Below are 19,721 nucleotides of genomic sequence, written 5' to 3'. Positions count from 1 at the left end.
CGCCGGCCTGAAATACGGCTGAGGCTGATGCCCTCGGGTCAAGAAGCCCGTCGTTGAGACACAGCGTGTGCACCTGAGCTTGTTGGCACCCCGCCTGGAGCTGGCTTGAGTGACTGGAGGAACTCAAAACGGGGGTGCGCAGGTGATGTTGACGGGAAGAATGACCGCCATGACGTACGAAGGTTCTCCCATCGACCCGACCAAGCCCAGCATCGCCCGCGTCTACGACTACCTGCTCGGTGGCAAGGACAACTACGCCGTGGACCGTGAGATCGGCGACGTGTTCAAGCGTGACCTGCCCGGCTCGGTGGCCATTGCCTTTGCCAACCGCGCGGCCCTGACCCGGGCGGTCAGAGAGATCGCGAGGACCACCGGCATTCGTCAGTTCGTCGACCTGGGCAGTGGCCTGCCGACGGCAGACAACGTTCACCAAGTCGCGCAACGGCACGCCCCCGAGTCCCGGGTGGTCTACGTCGACAACGATCCCCAAGTCCTGGTTCATGGCCGGGCACTGCTGGAGAGCAACGAACGCACCCGCGTCGTCCCGGGCGATGTGCGTGATCCCGAAGGCATCTGCACTCACCCGGATACCGCCGAACTCATCGACTTCGCTCGACCGGTGGCTGTCATCCTCAGCGCCATCCTCCATCACGTCAACGATGACGAGGACCCGGCCGGTATCGTCCGCTACTGGCGCCAGCACGTACCCTCGGGAAGCTACTTCTTCATCAGCCACTTCCGCTCGGGCAACAACCCGGAGACCGTGGAGGCCGAGGCGGTCCTCCAGCAGACGTTCGGCCGCGGTCGGTGGCGCACCGAAGCGGAGATCGCCTCCCTGCTGGACGGCCTGGAGATCCTCGACCCAGGGATCGTTCCCGCGTCCTTGTGGCGTCCCGATGAGACCGATAGCCCACGGGACATCGGTCAAAGGAGAGAACTCACGGTCTGGGAATATCTCATCGCGGCCGGGCTGGCCCGGAAGGCCTAGTAATGGCGCTGCTGTCCCCTTCGGCGCCTTGCAGTCGTGACATGACCCCTCCCAAGACCGCCGCCGAGGTGATCCACCCGAAGATCAACGAAGCCGCACTGAAGTGGACCCTGTCCCGCCTGAGTGTCGGGCTGGAGACCCAGGCCGTCGCGCAATCAATGCGTACGTGCTCGTCGCGTCTCCGACGGCCCACTGGAAGCTCCCGGCTCCCGGCTCCGGGCGTCCGGAACCGGGAGCTTTCGCCGGTGCCCGGCGAGGGTGGGTCAGTGGGCCGTGGCGATGCGGTAGGCCCGTATGACGGTCTGGTTGACGGTGTTGCCCGCCTTGTCCGCGGCGGCGATGCGCAAGGAGGCGTAACCGGCGTGGCCCGGGTGGTGGAGCAGGGCGTCGGCCGTGGTGCCGTGGCGGGTGACGTGGACGGTCTTCCAGGTGCGGCCGTCGTCGTAGGAGACCTGGAGGGTCAGCCGGGTCACGGGCGTCCGCTCGGCGCCCGCGGGGCGCCGCACGGTGAGGGGGAGGCGGAAGGCGCGGCCGGCGGGGGCTGCGTCGGTGAGGTCGACCGTTCCGCCGGCGCGCACGGTGAGCAGCGGCAGGACCGAGGACGCCGAGCCGCGTGGGCGTGCGGAGGTGAAGCCCCAGGTGACCGAGGAGCGGGTGCCCAGTGCCGTCCAGTCCGCCGTGCGGGTGGTGTGCGCGGTGAGGGTGTAGCGGCGCTTGCCGGCGGTGGGTGTGGTGATGTCGACCAGGAAGGGGCTGGATCGGTCGATCACCCGTCCGCCGGACGAGAGCACCACCTCTCCGTCCATTTCCCCGGTCGCGTAGGACTCGTCGGACTGCTGCCCGGTGCCGGCGGCCGCGTAGGGCGCGAGGTCCAGGTGCAGGTCGTTGCCTTCCCGGGTGGGGCTGTAGACGGCGGGGCCGACAGGAGCCCGGTTCCAGTCGGTGCGGTAGGTGTGGCCGGCCTGGTAGCGGCGGACCGCGGTGGTCGTGTCGTGGTCGGGGAGGCTGCCGTCGGGCAGGCTCTGCGTGCTGCCGAAGAGGTCCAGGGTGTGGGTCCAGGTGAGTCCGGGAGAGTAGTACTCGGTCACCCGGCTCGGCAGCGTCGTGCGCAGGGTCGGAATGAACGGCATCTGGTAGTCGCTGGTCGAGGGCTCGTCGGAGCGCACGGCCACCGCCCGCCTGCCGCCCTGGGAGGCGTAGGTGGCGTGCACGGTGGCCAGTTGCCGGTTGTGGACGACGGGGTAGGTGCCTGCGGGGACGCCCCCGTTGTGGGAGGTGCGCAGGGAGTAGCGGTAGGCGTGGCCCGCGTCCGCGCCCGTGAGGGTGGTGGAGGCGGCGTAGGTGACGCGGTGGCCGGTGGCCTGTGCGGTGGGGGTGGCGTACAGGGTGGCCTTGCGTCCGGCGACAACGGTGAGGGCGTAGACGCCGTCTCCCCGCACGGGGTCCAGTTCGACGGTGGCCGTGGTGGAGATGGCGGTGGCGTCCCGGTGGTCGGTGCGGGCTCCGACCTTGCCTGCCGTGCGGCCGTCGAGGGTCACGGAGCGGTCCTGGTCGGTGCGTACGCCGGTGGCGGTGAGCAGGGTCCGGGGGCCGGTGGTGGTTCCGGAACTGTCGGTCTTGGCGAGGCTGTCGTCGAGGCCGACGATGTCGTAGTCGTCCTCGGGCAGCCGCAGCCGGACCGTGCCGTCGGGGCCCAGTTTGACCTCCTGCTGGATGCCGGTGCGCGGGCCGAAGACCGTCAGCAGCGTGCCCGCGGCGGGCCTGCCCTCGTGGTTGAGGCCGGTGATGGTCAGTGTGTGGCGTGCGGGTTCGGCGAAGAGGCCGACCGCGGTACGTACCGTGGTGGTCCCGGCGGTGGCGACCACGCCGCCGCCGAAGCGGCCGACCTGGGCCTTCGTGGTGCGGCCGGTGACGGTCGCGGTCGCGGTGCCGTGGGCGGGGACGGTGAGCGTGGTGGCGCCCAGGGAGAGGATGCCCGCCGGGGCCGGCTTGCCGCCGGGGCCGTACACGTCCAGGGCGAGCTTGAGGGTGACCGGTTCGTCGCCGTCGTTGCGGTAGGTGACCTGCCGGGCGGTGGTGGTGCCGGCGTGCGGCCAGGCGAACAGGCCCAGGTTCGCGGCTCCGGAGGTGGCGTACACCTTCTGCGTCAGCGCGCGCACGACGTCGAGGCGGCCGGAGCCCTGCTGGAAGGCGGTCAGGTTCTTCAGGCCGTGCGTGGAGGAGGTGAGGGCCTGCTTGAAGTCGGCGGCCTTCCAGGTGGGGTGGGCCTGGGCGAGCAGGGCCACCGCGCCGGTGACGTGCGGGGTGGCCATGGAGGTGCCGGACGCCTGCTCGTAGCGCGGGTTGGGCGTCGGGGTGTCCATGTTGGTGCCGTCGGCGCGGGCGCCGATGATGTCCTCGCCCGGCGCCACCAGGTCGGGTTTGACGGCGTCGTCGCCGAGCCGGGGGCCCTGGCTGGAGAAGTCGCTGAGGGTGTCGCGCTTGGTGCTGCTGCCGACGGTGAACGCGGCATCCGCGCTGCCGGGGCTCTCCACGGTGCCGTCGACGCCGTTGCCCGTCGGTCCGCCCTCGTTGCCCGCGGCCACCACGAACAGGGTGCCGGTCTGCGCGGTGATCCGGTTCAGGGCGGTGGACACCGGGTCGGTGCCGTCGGTGGCCGTGTCGCCGAGGCTCAGGTTGACGGCGACGGCGTGCTGGGCCGCGGCCCACTCCATGCCGGCGATGATCTCGCTGTCGGGGCACTCGCCGTTGTCGTCGCAGACCTTGCCGATGAGCAGCCTGGCGCCCGGCGCGACTCCCGCGTACGTGCCGTGGGAGGCCGCGCCCGTGCCGGCGATGGTGGAGGCGGTGTGGGGTGCCGTGGCCGAAACCGTCCTTCATGCCGGTGCCGGTGAAGTCCTTGGTGCCGGCGATCCGGCCCTTGAAGTCCGGGTGGCCGGCGTCGATACCGGTGTCCAGGTCGGCGATCAGGACGTTCTTGCCGGTGATACCGGACTTCCAGGCGGTGGGGGCACCGATGATCTTGTTGCTCTCGTCGTCCAGGACCTTCGCCCTGCCGTCCAGCCAGAGCTTGCTGACGCGGTCGGACAACGCGCCCCCCAGCAGCGACTGCCACAGGCCGCCGGTGCCGTCCTTGGGCTGGGTGAGCGTGCTGCCGTTCAGGGCGCTCAGGGTGCGGCCGAGGCCGGCGCCGTGAGCGGTGAGGGCGGAGAGAGCGGGTGCCCGGCCGCGCCGCCCGGCGACGATCAACGGCAGTGAGCGCGAGTGCGCGTCGTCCCGGCCGATGCGGACCAGCTCCGTGACGTCGAACAGCCGCGTGTCCAACGTACCGGCGGACAGCAGGCGTTCGGCGTCGGCGGGGACCACGCTGATGTGCTGCTTCCCGGCACGACGGGCGTGCTCCACGCGGAAGCCCATGCCCTCCCGGCCCTTGCCGGGCAGCACGGACACGGAGGGGGTGCCGCCGCCGGCCCGGGTGCGCAGGGTGACCCGGTCTCCGGTGATGAGGGTGACCGTTCTGGCCGCCTCCTTCCCTGTCCCCGCATGCTGCTGGGCCGACGTCGCGGCCGGGCCGGCGGCCTCGGCGACCGGCCCCGACACGGCGACCGCGACGGTCACCACGCCTGCGACGGCGGGGAGAATCCCCCACCTGGCTGAGTTGGGCAGCAACGCATACTCCTTCGGTGTCCGGCTCCGTGCCAGAATCTGATGAATCGTCAATAGAGGTGCTGATGAGCGGAGTTCCTGCCGCCCTGGGTCACTCAGGGCAGGAGCTCGATCACGTCGTACGACACGCCGGGGCTGAGGTAGGCACTGCCGCCGGATCCGCTGACGATGTCGAGAGTCAACTCCTGGTAGGCGTCCGGGGACTTGATCCAGGCGCTGGCCGGGACGGCGTAGCTGTAGGTGTGGTTGTTGCCCCGGTAGGAGCCCACGGTCAGTGACCGGGTCGTCGGCTCCTTGGCGGGCGCGGGGACGGCCGAGACCCAGTCGTTGACGCGGACCCGCGGCCTGCCGTTCGCGAACGCCGTGGTGATGGCGATGTTGAGGGTGTGGCCCGAGGCCAGCTGCTGGGCGGTGAGCCTGAAGCGGATCTTCTGGCGGTTGTTGATGTCCGCCCACTGGTAGCAGGGGAAGTCGTCGGTCCGCGAGGTACCCACGGTGTAGGTGCCGGTCCAGGGCCTGGCCCGGGCGTCGGAGGGGTGCATGGTGGTCATCAGCGAGGCGTTCTTGAAGCCGCGCGGTGTGCCGCTGAAGTCGCCGATGCGCCAGATCGCCGGGTTCCTGCTCGGGTCGGCGCCGATCGTCAGGGTGTGCAGCCGGGTCGTCCGCCCGGCGGTGACGGTGACACGCGTGGTGTGCACCGCCAGTTCTTCCTTGTAGACGGTGAGCGTGTAGGTGCCGGGCAGCATGTACGGGGACAGGAAACGCCCGGTGGCCGGGTCGGCCTCGGTCCAGTACTGCGCGTCGGCGTTGGCGAAGCCGACGGTGTAGGCGTACGCCTTGTCCCGCCCGGCGATGCCGACCCCCGCGACCCGGCCGCGACCGCTGCGGCCGACCCAGCCGGCCAGGCCCAGGCCGTCGACCCAGGAGGTGTCGACACGGTCGTGGCGCAGCGAGGCAGCAGGCGCCCCGCCGTCGGTGAAGGCCAGGACGTACGGGCCCTGCAGGCCGAAGCGCATCGGCTCGGTCTGGTTCTCGCCGTAGTAGAGGATCTCGTACAGGCCGGCGCCGTCCTCGTAGTGGTGGCGCATGAGCGAGCGGTAGAAGGGGCCGCCGGACGCCTTCTCGTGGTTGCTGCGCACCATCCACATGCCGACCTTGCCGTCGCTCCAGCCGACGTGGTCGTAGTCGATGACGCGCTGGTTGGAGTAGTGCTTGGAGCGGGTGGTGCCGTTCGGCTTGCGGCGGACGTCCTGTGCCTCGATCACGGTGTCGGTGCGGGCGTCCCAGGAGTCGGGGAGGTTGTTGGGGAACAGACCGGGCCGGACGCGGACGATGTAGCGGGTGGCGGTGATGGAGGCGTCCGCCTTGTTCGTCCACATGTAGACGTTGTTCTCGCCGCGCCGGGCGGCGTAGTAGTGGTGCATCGTGCCGTGCACGACCGTGATCAGGATCGTGTCGCCGGTCCTGCGGATGCTCACGGACGACGTGCCGAGGCCCGTCTCGACGTGCGAGTTCTTGCCGCCGTAGCCCTGGTACTCGGTGCCCTTGTACACCAGCGAGGTCAGGTCGCCGTTGCGGTGGTCGACCTTGAAGACCAGGTCGGCGCCGGTACCGACCACGTACGCGTTCCCGTCGTCGCGGTAGCCGAAGGCCGAGGTGGCCGCGTCGGCGCCCGAGACGAGCGGTCCGGCGATCGCGGCGCCCCCGGCGAGGGCGAGGCCGCCGACGGCGGTTCTGCGCAGGACGGTGCGTCGGGTCAGGTGTCGGCGGGCGTGCTGGGGCATGGGTGTTCCGTTCGGGTGGAGAGTCGGCCCCCCCGGGTACGGGGAGCCGGGCGTACGAGGGTGAGTGCGTTGTGTGCTCAGAGAGTGGCGCGCAGGTGGCTGACGGTGACGAAGTGGTAGCCGCGGGCGGTCAGCGTGCGCAGGATCTGCGGGACCGCGGCGACCGAGGTGGGGTGGATGTCGTGCATCAGGACGACATCGTTGCGGCCGGCCTTGCTGATGACGGTCTGGGCGACCTTGCCTGCGTCGCGGTACTTCCAGTCCTCGGTGTCCACGTCCCACAGCACGGGGGAGAGCGTGGTCGCGGCCTTCACCTGGGCGTTGACGGCGCCGTAGGGCGGGCGGAAGAGGGTGGGGGCCTTGCCGGTGGCGGCCTTGATGGCGGCGCTGGTGCGGCTCAGCTGGGAGGCGACCTGCTCGGGGGTGAGCTTGGTGAGATCGGGGTGGTTCCAGGAGTGGTTGCCGACCTCGTGTCCCGCGCGGGCCTCGGCGCGGACCAGGTCGGGGTGGGCGGCGACGTTCTGGCCGACGGTGAAGAAGGTGGCGCGCGCCCTGTACTGCGCCAGGTAGGTCAGCAGGGTCGCGGTCTCCGGCGCCGCCGGACCGTCGTCGAAGGTCAGCGCGATGCACGTGACCTTCTTGCAGTCGGTGTCGTCGTCGCCGGAGGCGGTGGGGGCGGCGGCGGTCGGCGTGGAGGTGTGGGTCGCGCCCAGGTCGAGCGAACGGCTGGGCGTCACCGTCTGCCGCTGGACACGCCTTCCGAACGCGGACAGCCAGGGGGTGACCGTCCCCCTGGAGAGGACCACCGTGTAGGCCCCGGCCGCCGGGACGCCCACGTCACCGCGGTCGAAGGTCACCCGTAGTCCGCCGTCGGCGGTGAAGGCCATGTCGTCCAGGACGGTGGTGCGGGAGGCCGGGTCGGAGAAGGTGTCGTCGAGGGCAGCGGTGTCGACGCCTTCGCGCCCCTTGAGCCGGTCCTTCAGGGCGGCGAGGAAGGCTTCCCGGGAGTTTCCGGCGACGAGCCCGAGGGCCGTGCGGTACGCGCCGGCCTGGCCGTCGTACCAGTACGTCCTGCTCGACAGCCCCGACCCGGCGGCGGCGTGGTCCAGCGTGGTGAGCCGGACACCGAGGAGGTCGCCGGAGGCGACCAGGAACTGATGGCTGATGTTGAGCTCGCGGCCCTCCGGGCTGTCCGAACCGCCCCCGCACGTGTCCGAGCGGAAGCCGGACAGGCGCTCCTCCACGTCCTTCTTCATCGTGGCCGTCATCGCCTCCGCACCGGGCACGTCCGGATAGCTCGCGGCGAAGGGGCAGGAACTCTGCTCGCTGTTGTCGCTGACGATCCGCAGGTCCTCGATCTTGGAAGGATCGATGCTGCGGACCGGTGAGGGAGTGGCGGCGGATCCGTGTCGGCCGTCGGCGCCCGCCACACCCGAGGAGCCGTCCGATCCGGACGAGCAGGCCGCCGTGAGGGAGAGGGAGCCGAGCAGGAGGAGCGAGGGGACGAGGACGTGAGTGCGCATGAGACCAGAACCTGACTGAGAGGATGTGCGGACGCCGCCGACGGGACGCCGCGGTCGTTCTGGTCACTGATCGTCCAGGTCGGAGGCGTTTTTCAGCGACCCGCGGGGCCACCCTGAACAATCCGGTCCCCGGTTGGTTCGTGTGGTTTCGGTGGATTCAGTCGCTTTTGGCGCACACGTTCTCGTACGGCGCGTCAGGGACGTAGGTCCGCCACTGCGCCTCGGTCAGCCCGCCACCGGTCCGGGCGCAGATGGTGCGGACGGCCCGGTCCGGGGCGATGGGGAAACGCTGGAGCAGTACGTCGGGGCCGCCGACGTAGACCGTGCCGCCGTCCTCGGCGAAGGCGAGGGTGCGGATCCGGTCGCCGGGCGTGGGCAGGTCCGTCCCGAGCGGCTGCTGGGTCGCGGTGTCCCACAGCCGCAGGGTCCCGTACGCGCCGCCCACCGCCAGCGTGCCGCCGTCCGAGGAGAAGGCGAGCGCCCCCACCGCCTCCGGCTCGCCCTGGGAGGCCGTGTCGGAGGTGCCGGTCAGCGCACCCGCACGGTGACGGACATCGCCGTCCCACAGGGTGACGTGCCCGGTGGAGTCGCCGACGGCGAGCCGGGTGCCGTCGGGACTGAACGCCAGCGCGGTCACCTGGCGGCCGTCGGCGAGCGCGCGCCCGGAGACCTTCCCGGCCCTCGGATCGGCGTACTGGTCGTCGGAGGTCACGAGCAGATCCCCGTCGGGTCGCACGGCCAGAGCCGCCCCGGACAGACCGCGCACGGTCCCCGACCGCCGGTGGTCGCGGGTGTCCCAGACCTCCGTGGTGTAGACGTCGGGGGCGGAGCGGGCCGCCAGCAGCGTGCGGCCGCCGGGACCCAGGGCCAGGGCGGTGACCGGGCGGTCGGCGGCGCCGGACGTGTCGAGGACCGTACGCACCCGGTGCGCCCTGACGTCCCACACGGTGAAGCGCAGCCGCAGGGAGCCGTGCGAGGACACGGTGTCGGCGACGGCCAGCGATCCCCCGTCCGGGCTGAAGGCCAGCAGGGGGACGTCCGTATCGGACAAGCTCGGCAGTGTGCCGAGCGCTGCGCGGGCGAGGACCGCGCCCATGGGGGTTCCCCCGCTCGAGCGAAGCCGGGAGTGGGGGAGCGTCGAACGCAGCTCGAAACGGTAGCCGCCGCCGGACCCGGTGACGATGGCCAGGGCGGTGCCGTCCGGGCTGAGCGCGCTCGCGTCGGCCGGAGTGCTCTGCCATGGCGGGGTGAGACGGTCGGTCAGGTCGAAGGTGTGGACCGTGGCACCGTCCAGGTAGCGCAGGAGGCGAGGCGTGCCCGGGTCCCAGGTCAGCCCGACGGCCTCGTCCTTGGACAGCTGCCGGTGGAACACCTGCGTACCGCCGGTGGCCAGTCGCCACACGGCGAGTTCGTGGTCGTCCGCCGTGGCGAGGAACTCGCCGTCGCGCGAGAGAGCGGCCTGGGTGAAGCCGGTGATCCCGTCACCGGCGAAGTCGGCGAGCGTGCGTCCGCTGCGGATGTCCCAGGCCAGGGCCCTGGTGCCGGAGGCGGCGGCCAGCCGTCTGCCGTCCGCGCTGAACCGCAGCAGGCGTGCGCCGCCGTCCGCGCCGGAGCCGGTGCCGCACACGGTCCTGTCCGCCTTCTCCCAGGCCCCCGGCAGCCGCTTGCGGCCGGCGGTGTCCCACAGCTGGAGCGGCCCTTCGGCGGGACAGAGGGCGAGCAGGCGTCCACCGGGGCCGACGGCCGCCGAGGCGAGCGGGCGCCCGAGGTGGATGGTGAAGAGGACCTTGCCGTCGTTCGTCCGGCGTAGCCGGAATGTGCCCGGACCGTCCGGCGGCGCGACGAGATAAGCGCTCCCGTCGGGCGCGCTGCCCTGCAGCGACGCGTCGCCCAGTTCGGCTTCGGACCTGCCCCGCGGAAGGTTCCACAACTTCTCGCCCGCGTCCGGCCCGATGACGTCGAGGTACCGGGAGCCGGGCCCGACGTCGCCCACCTCGGTGCCGCTCGGCAGGCGGTAAGCGGCGGTGACCTTGTGGTCGGACACGTTTCGGGCGGTCACCGCGGAGCCCTCGACGCTGACCAGCGTCCGGCCGCCGTCGGAGAGGAAACGCCGGACGCCCTTGCCCGCCTGGGGATCGGTGAAGGCGTCCCGTTCCGGCTGCGCCAGGGCACCCAGCAGCGCTGAGCGGGACTCGGTGAGCGGGGCGGTCTTCCATGCCGCCACCCCGAGCAGGGCGGCGGTACGGGGATCGGTGGAGCGCAGACTGCCGGCCACGGTGGCCAGGCGGCGGGCGGTGGCCTTGGCGGCCTCCTCCTGGCTCACCTCATTGCGCTGCCAGGCGACCAGGCCGGCGGCCAGCGCCAGCACGAGGAACACGGACAGGCCGACGGTCAGGGAACGTGTCCGCCGCGCGGAGCGGGTCGCGGCCTCCCGCTCGGCGTCCCGGGCGGCGAGGGAAGCGGTGAGGAAGGCTCGTTCCAGCCCGGTCAGATCGTCTTCTCGCCCCCGCTGGTCGTCGTTCTCCTGCCGGGCGAACAGTTCCTCGGCCCGGGCCAGCCGCGTGCCCCGGTACAGTGCGCCGGGGTCGTGTGCCAGCTCCTCCCAGCCGTGCGCCGCCTCACCGAGCCGACGCTGCTCGCGCAGCCGCTCCCGGCCCTCCTCGATCCAGCCGGCCAGCCGCGGCCAGCCGGTGATCAGCGCCTCGTGCGCCAGTTCCACCGTGTCGCCGTCCAGGGTGACCAGACGGGCGGCGACGAGACGTTCCAGTACGTCGTGCACACCGTTGCCCAGCTCGGCGCGGGACGCCGGACGACGGGTGTCGGCCGTGCTGTCGCCGGGCGTGATGAGCCGCAGCAGGATGCGCCGGGCAGCCCTGCCCTGCTCCGCCGACAGCCCCCCGTACGCCTCCTCCGCGGTGGCGGAGATCGCGCCGCGTGCGCCGCCCGTCTCCTCGTAGGCAGCCAGGGTCAGCAACCGACCGCGGCGGCGGTGCCAGGTCTCCAGTAGCGCGTGGGAGAGCATGGGCAGCGCGCCCGGCTGGTCCCCGACCTCGTCGAGGACGCGGGCGGTGAGAGCGCGCTCCACGTTCAGGCCGACGGAGGCGGCCGGGCCGGTGATCACCTCGCGCAGCTCGTCCCGGCTCATCGGCCCGACCAGCAGAGCGGCCCGGCAGACGGTCTCCGCCAGCTCACGGTGATCGGCGCAGTGGCCGTAGAAGTCGCCGCGGACCGCGACCAGCACGCGCAGTCGGCTCTCCGGCCTGCGGGCCGTGAGCAGCAGATCCAGGAACCGGTCCCGTTCCGCACGGTCGTGGCACAGGGTGAACAGCTCCTCGAACTGATCGACGATCAGCCAGGTCTCCCCGTCGCCGTCACGGGGGAGGAACGCCTTCTCGTGCGTGCGGGCCGGCCGCTCACCGGGGGTGAGCACACGGATCACCGCCGGCCGCTCGGCACCTTCCGCCTGCCGCAGTCTCGGAATCAGCCCGGCCCGCAGCAGCGAGGACTTGCCACTGCCGGATGCCCCGAACACCGCCGCGAACCGGTGCTCGCGCACCAACTCCATCAGGTCGGTGACGAGAGCCTCCCGGCCGAAGAACAGGTCGCTGTCGTTCGGCTCGAAGCGGGCCAGTCCCCGGTACGGCGGCCTCTCGTCCGGCGTGGGCGCCCGGACCTCGGCGTCCGCCTCCCGCCAGCGCCGTTCCCATTCGTCCGGGTCGGCATCCAGCGCCTCGGCGTACGCCCGCACCACCGCCGGTGAGGGCAGCCGATCTCCGGCCGCCGCCTGGGACATCGCGGTGAGCGAGTATCCCGACCGCTCGGCCATCTCCCTGTACGGCGGCTTCCCCGCCTTCTCCCGCAGGACACGGAGGTCGTGCGCGAGCCGTTGTACGGGACCGGCGTCCGGGTCGACCGGCTTTTCGCGACGTCCCACCGGAAGTACCTTTCACCTGATGAACCCGGACAGCAGGCGGTCAAGGTACGTTTTTTTCCGATTCCCTCGCAATCCTGGCCCCTGTGAGGCTGGCCACGGGTTCGCCCTGTAGGGCACGCCGTGGCCCGACGCCGTGAGGTGGACGAGTGCCGTGACCGCGCCGCCCTTCCCGTGCTCGGGGCTCGTCGACGCGTAGGTCGACTGAGGAGGGCGTCGCGACTGCACGTGGATGCCGGTCCCCGCACTGGTTTGCGAGATCACATGGAGCGGATCGGGGACCGGTCCCGGACGCTCGTCCTAGCATCCGACATCAACTGCGGGCAGCACCCACGACCGGCCTCCACCGGAGTCAAGTGCCTCGCGTGCAACCAACGATTCGAGTCCGGGACGCGCAAGCCGGTCTTCATTACGGATGCGGTGCGTGCTGGAGATACCGGCGAAGGGGGATGACCGTGGGGCAGGTACGCGAGGGTGCACGGTTGGCGGCTTGGGCCGTCAGCGGGGTCGTCGGCCTGGCGGTGTTGTACGTGATCGGGGTGTTCGCCTTCGGCGGTGCGGAGTGGATCACCGCCCCGTTCCGCGGTGAGGCGGACAAGCGCGAGAACACCGTCGGCTCGGGCGAGTTCCGTCAGACCACGTACGAGGAGTTCTTCGATCTGTGCGAGGCCGTGCAGAACGCCGAAGGGACGATCCAGGCGCTCCAGGAGGAACGGGAGGTCGCTTCGGAAACTCGCACGACGCAGATCGACCAGTCGATCACCGCGCTGAAGGCCACGCGGATCGAGTCGGTCAATACCTACAACTCGAAGGCCGCCCAGGAGCACCGCGCACCCTTCCGCGACAAGGATCTGCCGTACCGGCTGGATGCCACCGCCGAGCGCACCACGTGTACCGACTGATCCCCGTCTCCTCCCGGGAAGAGGGCAGCACCGCATGAAGAAGTTCGCACGCATGGCCCCGGCCACCGTTGCCGCGCTCGTTGTGGGCCTTGCCCTGACGTCCTGCACCGACTCCGGCCAGGACAAGGAGAACAAGGCCAAGCAGGACAACTACGACCACCTCGTGGCCCAGCAGCCGGCGGGCCGCATGGAGTACTCGCCGACCCGCGAAGCGATCAACCAGTGGATCAAGACGTGGGGGAAGCGGGGCAAACTCTCGTACGTCTACATTCAGAACGCCAATGGCGAGTACGGGTACTTCATCATGAAGGGCCTGCCGGTGCCGCGCTGCAAGATGCTCACTCCGACGGAGAGGGTGGAGTCCTCCTCCAACGGCGTCGCGGTCCTCGCACAGCCCGGCATGGACGGCACGTACACGTCGGGTTCCACCTGCAACGCTTACTACGGTTTCGATGCCACGACGGGCGCGTACATGGAGTTCACGGTCGGCACGAACCAGTCGTTCTTCCTGTTCGACAAGCCCATGACGATGCCGGAGTACGCCAGCGCCAAGCAATTGGGGCCGACCTCGGTGAAGGATGTCGGGCAGCAGCCTTGAGCGGTCGGGGCCGGTTGGAAGAGTTCCGGCCCCGTGCCCCGTCACGCGGCGTCGATGGCGACGGTGTCCCTGCGGGCAAGTCAGTACGCCGACTTCAGCGTTCCTCCGGGGAGTTTCTTCCCGTCCTCCCGGGCCACGCCGCACAGCACCCACCGGAACCCGGCGTCCCACTCCTCGTCCGAGGAGTACCAGCCCCACATCTCGTGTCCCTGGCCACGGGCCCAGTTGACGCCGTACTTCTCGTCGCAGAGGTCTCCCGCGTCGACACTGTCCGCCGAGCCGTCGCCCGAGGCCCGGGTCCAGCCCACCATCTGCTGGTCGTGCGGTCCGCCGCAGTCCACCAGGGTCTCGGTGGACGTGTCGTCCTCGTCCTCCCGCGTGTCGATGCAGTCACCCGGGCCCAGTTGCGTGACGTACACCTCGTTGCCGAACTTGCGGAAGTCGCCGAGCGGGCCGCCCGCGGTGGCGTTCTTCAGGAAGAGCAGGCAGGCCGAGGGCGGCGGCTCGCTCTGCCCGGTCCCGGGCGTGAGGACGTACAGCACCGGGTCGGCCATGGTCGCCCGCAGCTTGGCGGTGCGCCGGGTGCACTCGTCCCGCACCGCCCGCGCGCCGCCGGCTGCGACGGTCGTGATGACCTGGCCGTCGGGATTGTCGTCGTAGCAGTCGACGAGCTTCACCTTGCGCAGCTCCTTGAACTGCCCGTCCTTCCCGTCGGCGTCGACGCACCGTCCCGGTGTGAGCTCCTCGCGCAGCCCCGCCCGCCGGCCGTACGGGTACGTGTTCCGGGTCACGGTCGGGGAAGGGCTCGCGACCACCTTCGTGCCGGCCTCCGGCCCCTTCACCCCGGCCTTCTCCGCCGGGTACGTGGCGGCGCCCAGAGCGAATCCGCCGCCCCCCACCAGTACGGCAACGAGCGTCAGCAGTACGGACGTTCGCAGGCCGGGCGCCCGGCGAGCAGCGCCCGAGACGCTCCCCGACGCGCTCCTGGAGCCGGCCGCGGCGGTGGAACCGGCGCTGGAACCGGTCCTCTCCCGGGCGGTTCCGGGAAGCGGGGGCAGCGGCGTACGAGGGGTCCCGGTTCCCCCGGCCTCCGCGAGAAGCTCACGCGCTCGCTCCACCCGCATACGCTCCGCCGGATCCTTGGCCAGCAGTCCCATGATCACGCGCATCAGCGGGTCGCTCGCCCGCTGCGGTACGGCGGGTTCCGCGGTCAGCGCCGCCATGAGGGAGGCGTCGAGCGTGTCCCGCTCGAAGGGGGAGGCGCCCTCGACGGCGAAGTAGAGAGTGGCACCGATCGAGAACAGGTCGGTCGCTTCCGTCGCTTCGCCGCCGGACAGTCGTTCCGGCGCCAGGTAGCCCGGGGTGCCCACCACCATGCCGCTCCGGGTGACCCGGGTCTCCCGGGGCCACAGCGAGATGCCGTAGTCCGTGAGCAGGACCCGTCGATCGGCGGCGCCGGACGGGTCCGGCGCCAACAGGACGTTGGAGGGCTTCACGTCCCGGTGGATGATGCCGAGCCGGTGCCCGGCGGACAGCGCGTCGAGGGTGGCCGCCCCGATCCCGGCCACATCCTCGCTCGGCAGCGGCCCGCGGTCCTCCACCACGGCCCGCAGATCCCGGGTGCCGGGCAGGTACTCCATCACGATCCACGGGCGGTCGTCGTCCTCCACCACGTCGTACACGGTGATCACGTTCGGGTGCTCGCGCAGCTGCGCCGCCTTCAGCGCCTCCCTGCGCCCGCGGTGGACGGGGTCGTCGCCGGGTCCGTCCGACTCGTGCGGAACGGCGATCTCCTTGACCGCCACCCGGACCTTGAGGTCCTCGTCCTCGGCCAGCCACACGTGTCCGCCACCGCCGGAACCCAGCCGCTCCTGGAGCCGGTACCGTCCGGCGATGACCCGGCCGAAGCCACGGTCCGCGCCGCCGCTCACCGGACGACCAGCGGGCGGAAGGCGGACCGCACATCGGACTTGGACGGGTCGACGTACATCGAGACCGTGCTCTCCGCGGTGAAGATGGTCGAGGGGCAGCTTGTACCGCTGATCTGGATCTTGCGGTCGGCGACCAGCCTGCCGGTGCGCAGCTCGTAGACCTTCACCGGGATCTCGATCTTGTGGAAGCTCACGTCCCCGACGGCACCGGAGGACTCGCTCCGGTACGGGCAGGTCTCGACGGAATCCCCGAAGGTGTCCTCGCCCATGCAGACCACCAGCACCGCGTCGGCGGCATCGTCCGCCTTCCAGGAGCCGGGGAACTGCTTCGGGTAGCCGGAGGCGGTGCCGTCCTCGTCGGAGGCGTAGAACAGCGCGGGATTGGTGCCCTTGCCCATGGGCTTGGCGCCGCTGTACTTCGCCGGGGCGGCGCAGTACTCGGGTTGTGTGCCGGTCTCTCCGGAGAGCAGGTTGCTGACGTTCGCCAACTCGATGCTCAGGGTGGCCTTCCTGGCTCCCTTCCGGGCCCGGTCCGCGAGGCCGCTGCCGGGATACCGGTCGAGCAGCCGCTCGTAGTACGTGCGCGCCTCCTCCCAACTGTCGTCCGCCAGGAGGTCGTCACCGCATCCGACGAGTGCCGCGGGCGCGGTCAGCGCGGCCGTGTCGGCGGCCCGGTCCAGTACGTCGTGGCTGCGGCCCCGGTCGCTGAGCCAGTCGGTGACGGCGGCGGTGTCGCAGGGGTTCTTGGCGGGCAGCCTGCCGAGGAATCCGTTCAAGGTCGCTTCGACCGCCTTGTCGTTGCCGCCCTTTGCCAGCACCGAGGCGAGTGTGCCGAAGCCGTCCGCCAGGGCCTCGGTGTTCCCGGTCAGCGCCGTGCTCAGCTCGGCCCGGGCCGTCCGCAGCCGGTCGCACGCCGCTACGGCCTCGTCCCCGCGGGCGGTGAGCGGGGCGTCGGCGACGCGGTGCCCGATCCACACGCTGTCCTGGGCGGTCGACACCCGTGCGCAGTCGCCGCTTTCGCGTGCCTCGGTGACGCTCCGGCCGATCCTGAACGCGTCGAAGCGCAACAGCCCCACCACCAGCAGCACCGGCAGCGTGATGCCGAGCGCGACCAGGCGCTGTCTGCGCGTGGTGCCCCGGCCGCCGCCTCCGCGCGCCAGGAACCACCCGTGGACGACCACGGCCGCCCACCATACGAGCACGGCCACCTCGTACGACGGCGAGGCGGTCGTGACGAGCCTGAGGACGAGTACGGCGCTGCCGGCCACGGCGGCGAGGGCGAGCCGGCGTCGCCGCAGCATCAGATAGCCGACGCCGAGCAGCGAGGCATTGCCCAGGGCGACGGCCACCGGGTCGGGTGCCCTGGGCTCGTCGGGCGCGGCACTCGGCATGGTGGGCAGGGCGTACGTCGGGTCGCTCATCTTGATCTCCCCCGGTCTCGATCACGAACAGGTCCGGTGCCCGCATGGTGCGGCGCCGTTCCCGGGAGGGGTCCCGGGCGGACCGTGAACTGGCCGTGCTGTGGGGGATCTGGGCGGGTCCGCGCGAAGTCCGGTGAAAGGGATCACCGCCAGGTGCGTGCTGAGTACACTCCGTGGTCTGGCAGGACCATTGGCGGTGGGGCGAGGGGCGGGGCGGTGCTGGTGACGCCGGAGGCCGGGGACAAGATCGCCGGCCGGTACCTCTTGCGGGAGCCCATCGGCAGCGGCGGGATGGGCGTCGTCTGGCTGGCCTGGGACGAGCGGCTCGAACGGCGGGTCGCGGTCAAGTGCGCACGCCTGGACGACGATCGGGCCACGCGACGGCTCATGGGCGAGGCGCGCAACGCCGGGCGGCTGCACCACCCGAACATCGTGGGCGTCTTCGACTTCGTCGACGAGGGCGCCACCTGCTGGATCATCATGGAGTACGTCCCCTCGCGCAGCCTCGCGCAGATCCTGACTCAGAGCGGTCCGCTCACGCCCGAGGCGGCCGGATCGATCGGCTGCCAGATCGCGGCCGCGCTGGCGAAGTCCCACCACGAGGGCGTGGTGCACGGCGATGTGACACCGGAGAACATCCTCGTCACCGACGAAGGCGTCGCGAGACTGACCGACTTCGGGATCTCGCGGGCCCTGTGGAGCGACGTCACACACAGCGGGACGAGCAGTGTGCCAGGCAAACCCCGGTATCTGGCCCCCGAGTTGGCCAAGGGGCAGCCCGCGGGCGAGAAGTCCGACGTGTTCTCCCTGGGCGCCTCCCTGTTCATGGCGGTCGAGGGCCGGTCGCCGTACGGCGAGGTCGAACACCCCATGGCCTACCTGGCCCGGGCCGTCGAGGGACACATCGAGCCCGCGCACCGGGCCGGCCCGCTGGAGGGGCCGCTCACCGCCCTGCTGGAGGTGGAGCCCCGGCGCCGGCCCGACGCCGCCAAGGCGCAGAGGCTGCTGACGCGCGCCGCGCCGCCGCCCCCGCACATAGCGGAGCAGTTGCACGACAGCCGTATGCGGGACTTCACGTCCCCAACCCTCCGGCTGCGGCGACTCGTCCGCCGAGCGCAGGGCTCCACGCCCTTCGTGCCGCAGCCGCAACAGTCCCTACGCCGACGCCGGTTGGCCATCACGGCGGTGGCGCTGGCCGCGGCGGGCGCGATCACGGCCGGGCTGGTCGTCTTCGGCCCGTGGGCCTCGAAGAACGAGGGCGACGAGGGCGGCCGTACGGGCGCGACCGACGCGAAACCCTCGGCCACGGCGCCGGCCGGTGCCATCGGCGACGAGCGTACGGCGGACCCTTGCGGGCTGCTCGACGCCGCCTCGCTGAGCCGCTTCGGCGGCACCGTACTCGACCCGGACCACGAGGAGTTCGACCGCTGCGACGTCCTGGTGCGCAACAACAGCGGTGACGACAACGCGGACGTCCAGGTCAACCTCGACTCGGACCGGGACCACTTCGACGACATCGAATCCACCCACCTCGCCGGCGGCCTCACGGTCGTGACCCTCAAACGGAAAGGGAGGGCCTGCGAGCGGGCCGTCCTGACCGCCGACGGCAAGCAGATCCGCGTCATCGGGAAACAGCTCGGCGAACTGGCGCCCGACCCGTGCCAGATGGCCGACGCCGCCACCGACCGCGTGGTCGGCGTGCTGGCCGACGGCCCGGTGCCCCGGCGTTCGTCGTCGCCGGCCGCGAACTCCCTTGCCCGGCTGGACACCTGCACCCTGCTCGACGCCACCGCGCTCAAGCGGCTGCCCGGCGTCGACGCGGACAACCGGGACCGCGGCTTCGGTTCCTGGAGTTGCGACTGGTCCAGCGACGACGGCAAGCGCGAGGTCGAGATCCAGTTCAGCCGGGACAACTCGCTGGACGCCGACGACGGAACGGCGGTGGACGTCGCCGGGACGCGGAGCTACTACGTGGCGGACGAGGCCGAGGACGACAGCTGCACCGTACGGACACCGCACCGTACGTACACGGACTCCGCTGGCGGCCGCACGACCGAACTGGTCCAGCTGACCGTGTACGCCCCGCAGCCGGACCGGCAACTGTGCGACAGCGCGACGGAGTTCGCGGCCGTCGTCGTGCGGAACATCGCGAAGCGACTGCCGGAGGCGTGACATGACGGAGCTGGGAACTCCCCACGGCACAGGCGCCAGGCGGTTGACCGCCACCCATGGGAGCCTCGCCCGTGGCGCGTCCGCACCGCTGCCCGGCACCGTCTTCGCGCTCGCGCTGACCGGCGGTATGACGTTGGGGCCGGGGGAGGGCCGCGAGGTGCTGTTCGGCCGCAACCGCCCCGAGGTGCATGTCTGCCTCGGGGAGGACGACCCCCAGGTCAGTCGCCACCAGGGCACGCTCACGCACCGGGACGGCCGCTGGTGGGTGAGCAACTCCGGGCGGCTGCCGATCCGTTGTCCGGGGACCCGGCTGCTGTTCCGGGACGAGGAGCCACTGCCGCTCGACACCGGCTACAGCCCGCTGTTCGTCGGCGGTTCCCGCGGGCGCGAGCACCTGCTGGAGGTCTTCGTCACCGGCCCCGGGGGCGACCGGCCGCCGCCCCGGCACGAGGACGTCACCCGCCCGCCCCGGGTATGGGCGCTCACCGAACAGGAGAAGCTCGCCCTCATCGTCCTCGGCCGGCGCTACCTGCTGCACGAACCCCGGCCGCAGCCGCTGACCTGGCGGCAGACCGCCGCCGAACTCGCCGAGGTGCAGCCCGGTGCCGGCTGGACGGACAAGCGCGTCGAGCACCTGGTCAACGGCGTGCGCACCCGGCTGTCCCGCGACGGGGTGCCCTGGCTGACCCGCGAGGAGCTCGGCGAGCCGGTGGGCAACGCGCTCAACGACCACCTGATCCGGGCCCTGCTGGCATCGACCACGCTCGTACCGATGGACCTGGCACTGATCGACGCCGCCTGACGC

12 protein-coding genes are annotated in these 19,721 nt (G+C 71.5%); 6 read left to right on the top strand and 6 right to left on the bottom strand.

The genetic code is table 11. The annotated features are described in order from the left end of the window. The first annotated feature begins 169 nt into the window (after positions 1 to 169). The gene (locus tag QF037_RS02775) at positions 170 to 988 is read left to right on the top strand and encodes an SAM-dependent methyltransferase (RefSeq protein ID WP_307021437.1); all 819 of its coding nucleotides are present in this window, start codon (positions 170 to 172) and stop codon (positions 986 to 988) included. Positions 989 to 1,251: 263 nt separating this feature from the next. Here QF037_RS02775 and QF037_RS02770 read toward each other — a convergent pair whose 3' ends face one another. Then, entirely contained in the window at positions 1,252 to 3,825 is a 2,574-nt protein-coding gene (locus QF037_RS02770; RefSeq protein WP_307036948.1) for a S8 family serine peptidase, read from the bottom strand. On the opposite strand from QF037_RS02770, the gene QF037_RS02765 reads away from it, so the two are divergent. After that, positions 3,710 to 4,246 carry a hypothetical protein gene (locus QF037_RS02765; RefSeq protein ID WP_307021435.1) on the top strand — a complete coding sequence of 179 codons (537 nt, stop codon included), beginning with the start codon at positions 3,710 to 3,712 and terminating at the stop codon, positions 4,244 to 4,246. The genes QF037_RS02770 and QF037_RS02765 overlap by 116 nt on opposite strands. 503 nt (positions 4,247 to 4,749) lie before the next feature. On the opposite strand, the gene QF037_RS02760 is transcribed toward QF037_RS02765, so the two are convergent. From QF037_RS02760 to QF037_RS02750, 3 genes are all read right to left on the bottom strand, one after another. Beyond that, positions 4,750 to 6,438, bottom strand: coding sequence for a rhamnogalacturonan lyase B N-terminal domain-containing protein (locus tag QF037_RS02760; protein WP_307021433.1), 1,689 nt, complete (start codon positions 6,436 to 6,438; stop codon positions 4,750 to 4,752). Between the two features lie 77 nt (positions 6,439 to 6,515). Next, positions 6,516 to 7,961 (bottom strand): polysaccharide deacetylase family protein, encoded by a 1,446-nt coding sequence (locus tag QF037_RS02755; RefSeq protein ID WP_307021431.1) that lies wholly within the window; start codon positions 7,959 to 7,961, stop codon positions 6,516 to 6,518. A gap of 157 nt (positions 7,962 to 8,118) precedes the next feature. Beyond that, positions 8,119 to 11,895 carry an nSTAND1 domain-containing NTPase gene (locus tag QF037_RS02750; protein WP_307021430.1) on the bottom strand — a complete coding sequence of 1,259 codons (3,777 nt, stop codon included), beginning with the start codon at positions 11,893 to 11,895 and terminating at the stop codon, positions 8,119 to 8,121. Between the two features lie 446 nt (positions 11,896 to 12,341). Here QF037_RS02750 and QF037_RS02745 point away from each other — a divergent pair, with 446 nt between their 5' ends. Both QF037_RS02745 and QF037_RS02740 read left to right on the top strand, forming a co-directional pair. Beyond that, on the top strand, positions 12,342 to 12,794 hold the full coding sequence (locus QF037_RS02745) for a hypothetical protein (protein WP_307021428.1): 453 nt from the start codon (positions 12,342 to 12,344) through the stop codon (positions 12,792 to 12,794). 34 nt (positions 12,795 to 12,828) lie between these two features. Further along, on the top strand, positions 12,829 to 13,392 hold the full coding sequence (locus tag QF037_RS02740) for a hypothetical protein (protein ID WP_307021425.1): 564 nt from the start codon (positions 12,829 to 12,831) through the stop codon (positions 13,390 to 13,392). An 80-nt stretch (positions 13,393 to 13,472) separates the two neighbouring features. Here QF037_RS02740 and QF037_RS02735 read toward each other — a convergent pair whose 3' ends face one another. After that, on the bottom strand, positions 13,473 to 15,323 hold the full coding sequence (locus tag QF037_RS02735) for a serine/threonine-protein kinase (RefSeq protein ID WP_307021423.1): 1,851 nt from the start codon (positions 15,321 to 15,323) through the stop codon (positions 13,473 to 13,475). After that, positions 15,320 to 16,744, bottom strand: coding sequence for a tetratricopeptide repeat protein (locus tag QF037_RS02730; RefSeq protein WP_307021421.1), 1,425 nt, complete (start codon positions 16,742 to 16,744; stop codon positions 15,320 to 15,322). Before QF037_RS02730 ends, QF037_RS02735 begins: the two co-directional genes overlap by 4 nt. Positions 16,745 to 16,960: 216 nt before the next feature. Here QF037_RS02730 and QF037_RS02725 point away from each other — a divergent pair, with 216 nt between their 5' ends. Together QF037_RS02725 and QF037_RS02720 are read left to right on the top strand one after the other, a co-directional pair. After that, complete coding sequence (locus QF037_RS02725; protein ID WP_307021419.1) at positions 16,961 to 18,916, top strand: serine/threonine-protein kinase; 1,956 nt, start codon at positions 16,961 to 16,963, stop codon at positions 18,914 to 18,916. Position 18,917: 1 nt separating this feature from the next. Further along, positions 18,918 to 19,718 carry an FHA domain-containing protein gene (locus QF037_RS02720; protein WP_307021417.1) on the top strand — a complete coding sequence of 267 codons (801 nt, stop codon included), beginning with the start codon at positions 18,918 to 18,920 and terminating at the stop codon, positions 19,716 to 19,718. The last annotated feature ends 3 nt before the right edge of the window (positions 19,719 to 19,721 follow it).

This window comes from Streptomyces canus (genome assembly GCF_030815415.1).
GTDB lineage: Bacteria > Actinomycetota > Actinomycetes > Streptomycetales > Streptomycetaceae > Streptomyces > Streptomyces canus_F.
Note: the sequence above shows the minus strand (reverse complement) of the source record. Positions and strands in the feature narration are given on the sequence as shown.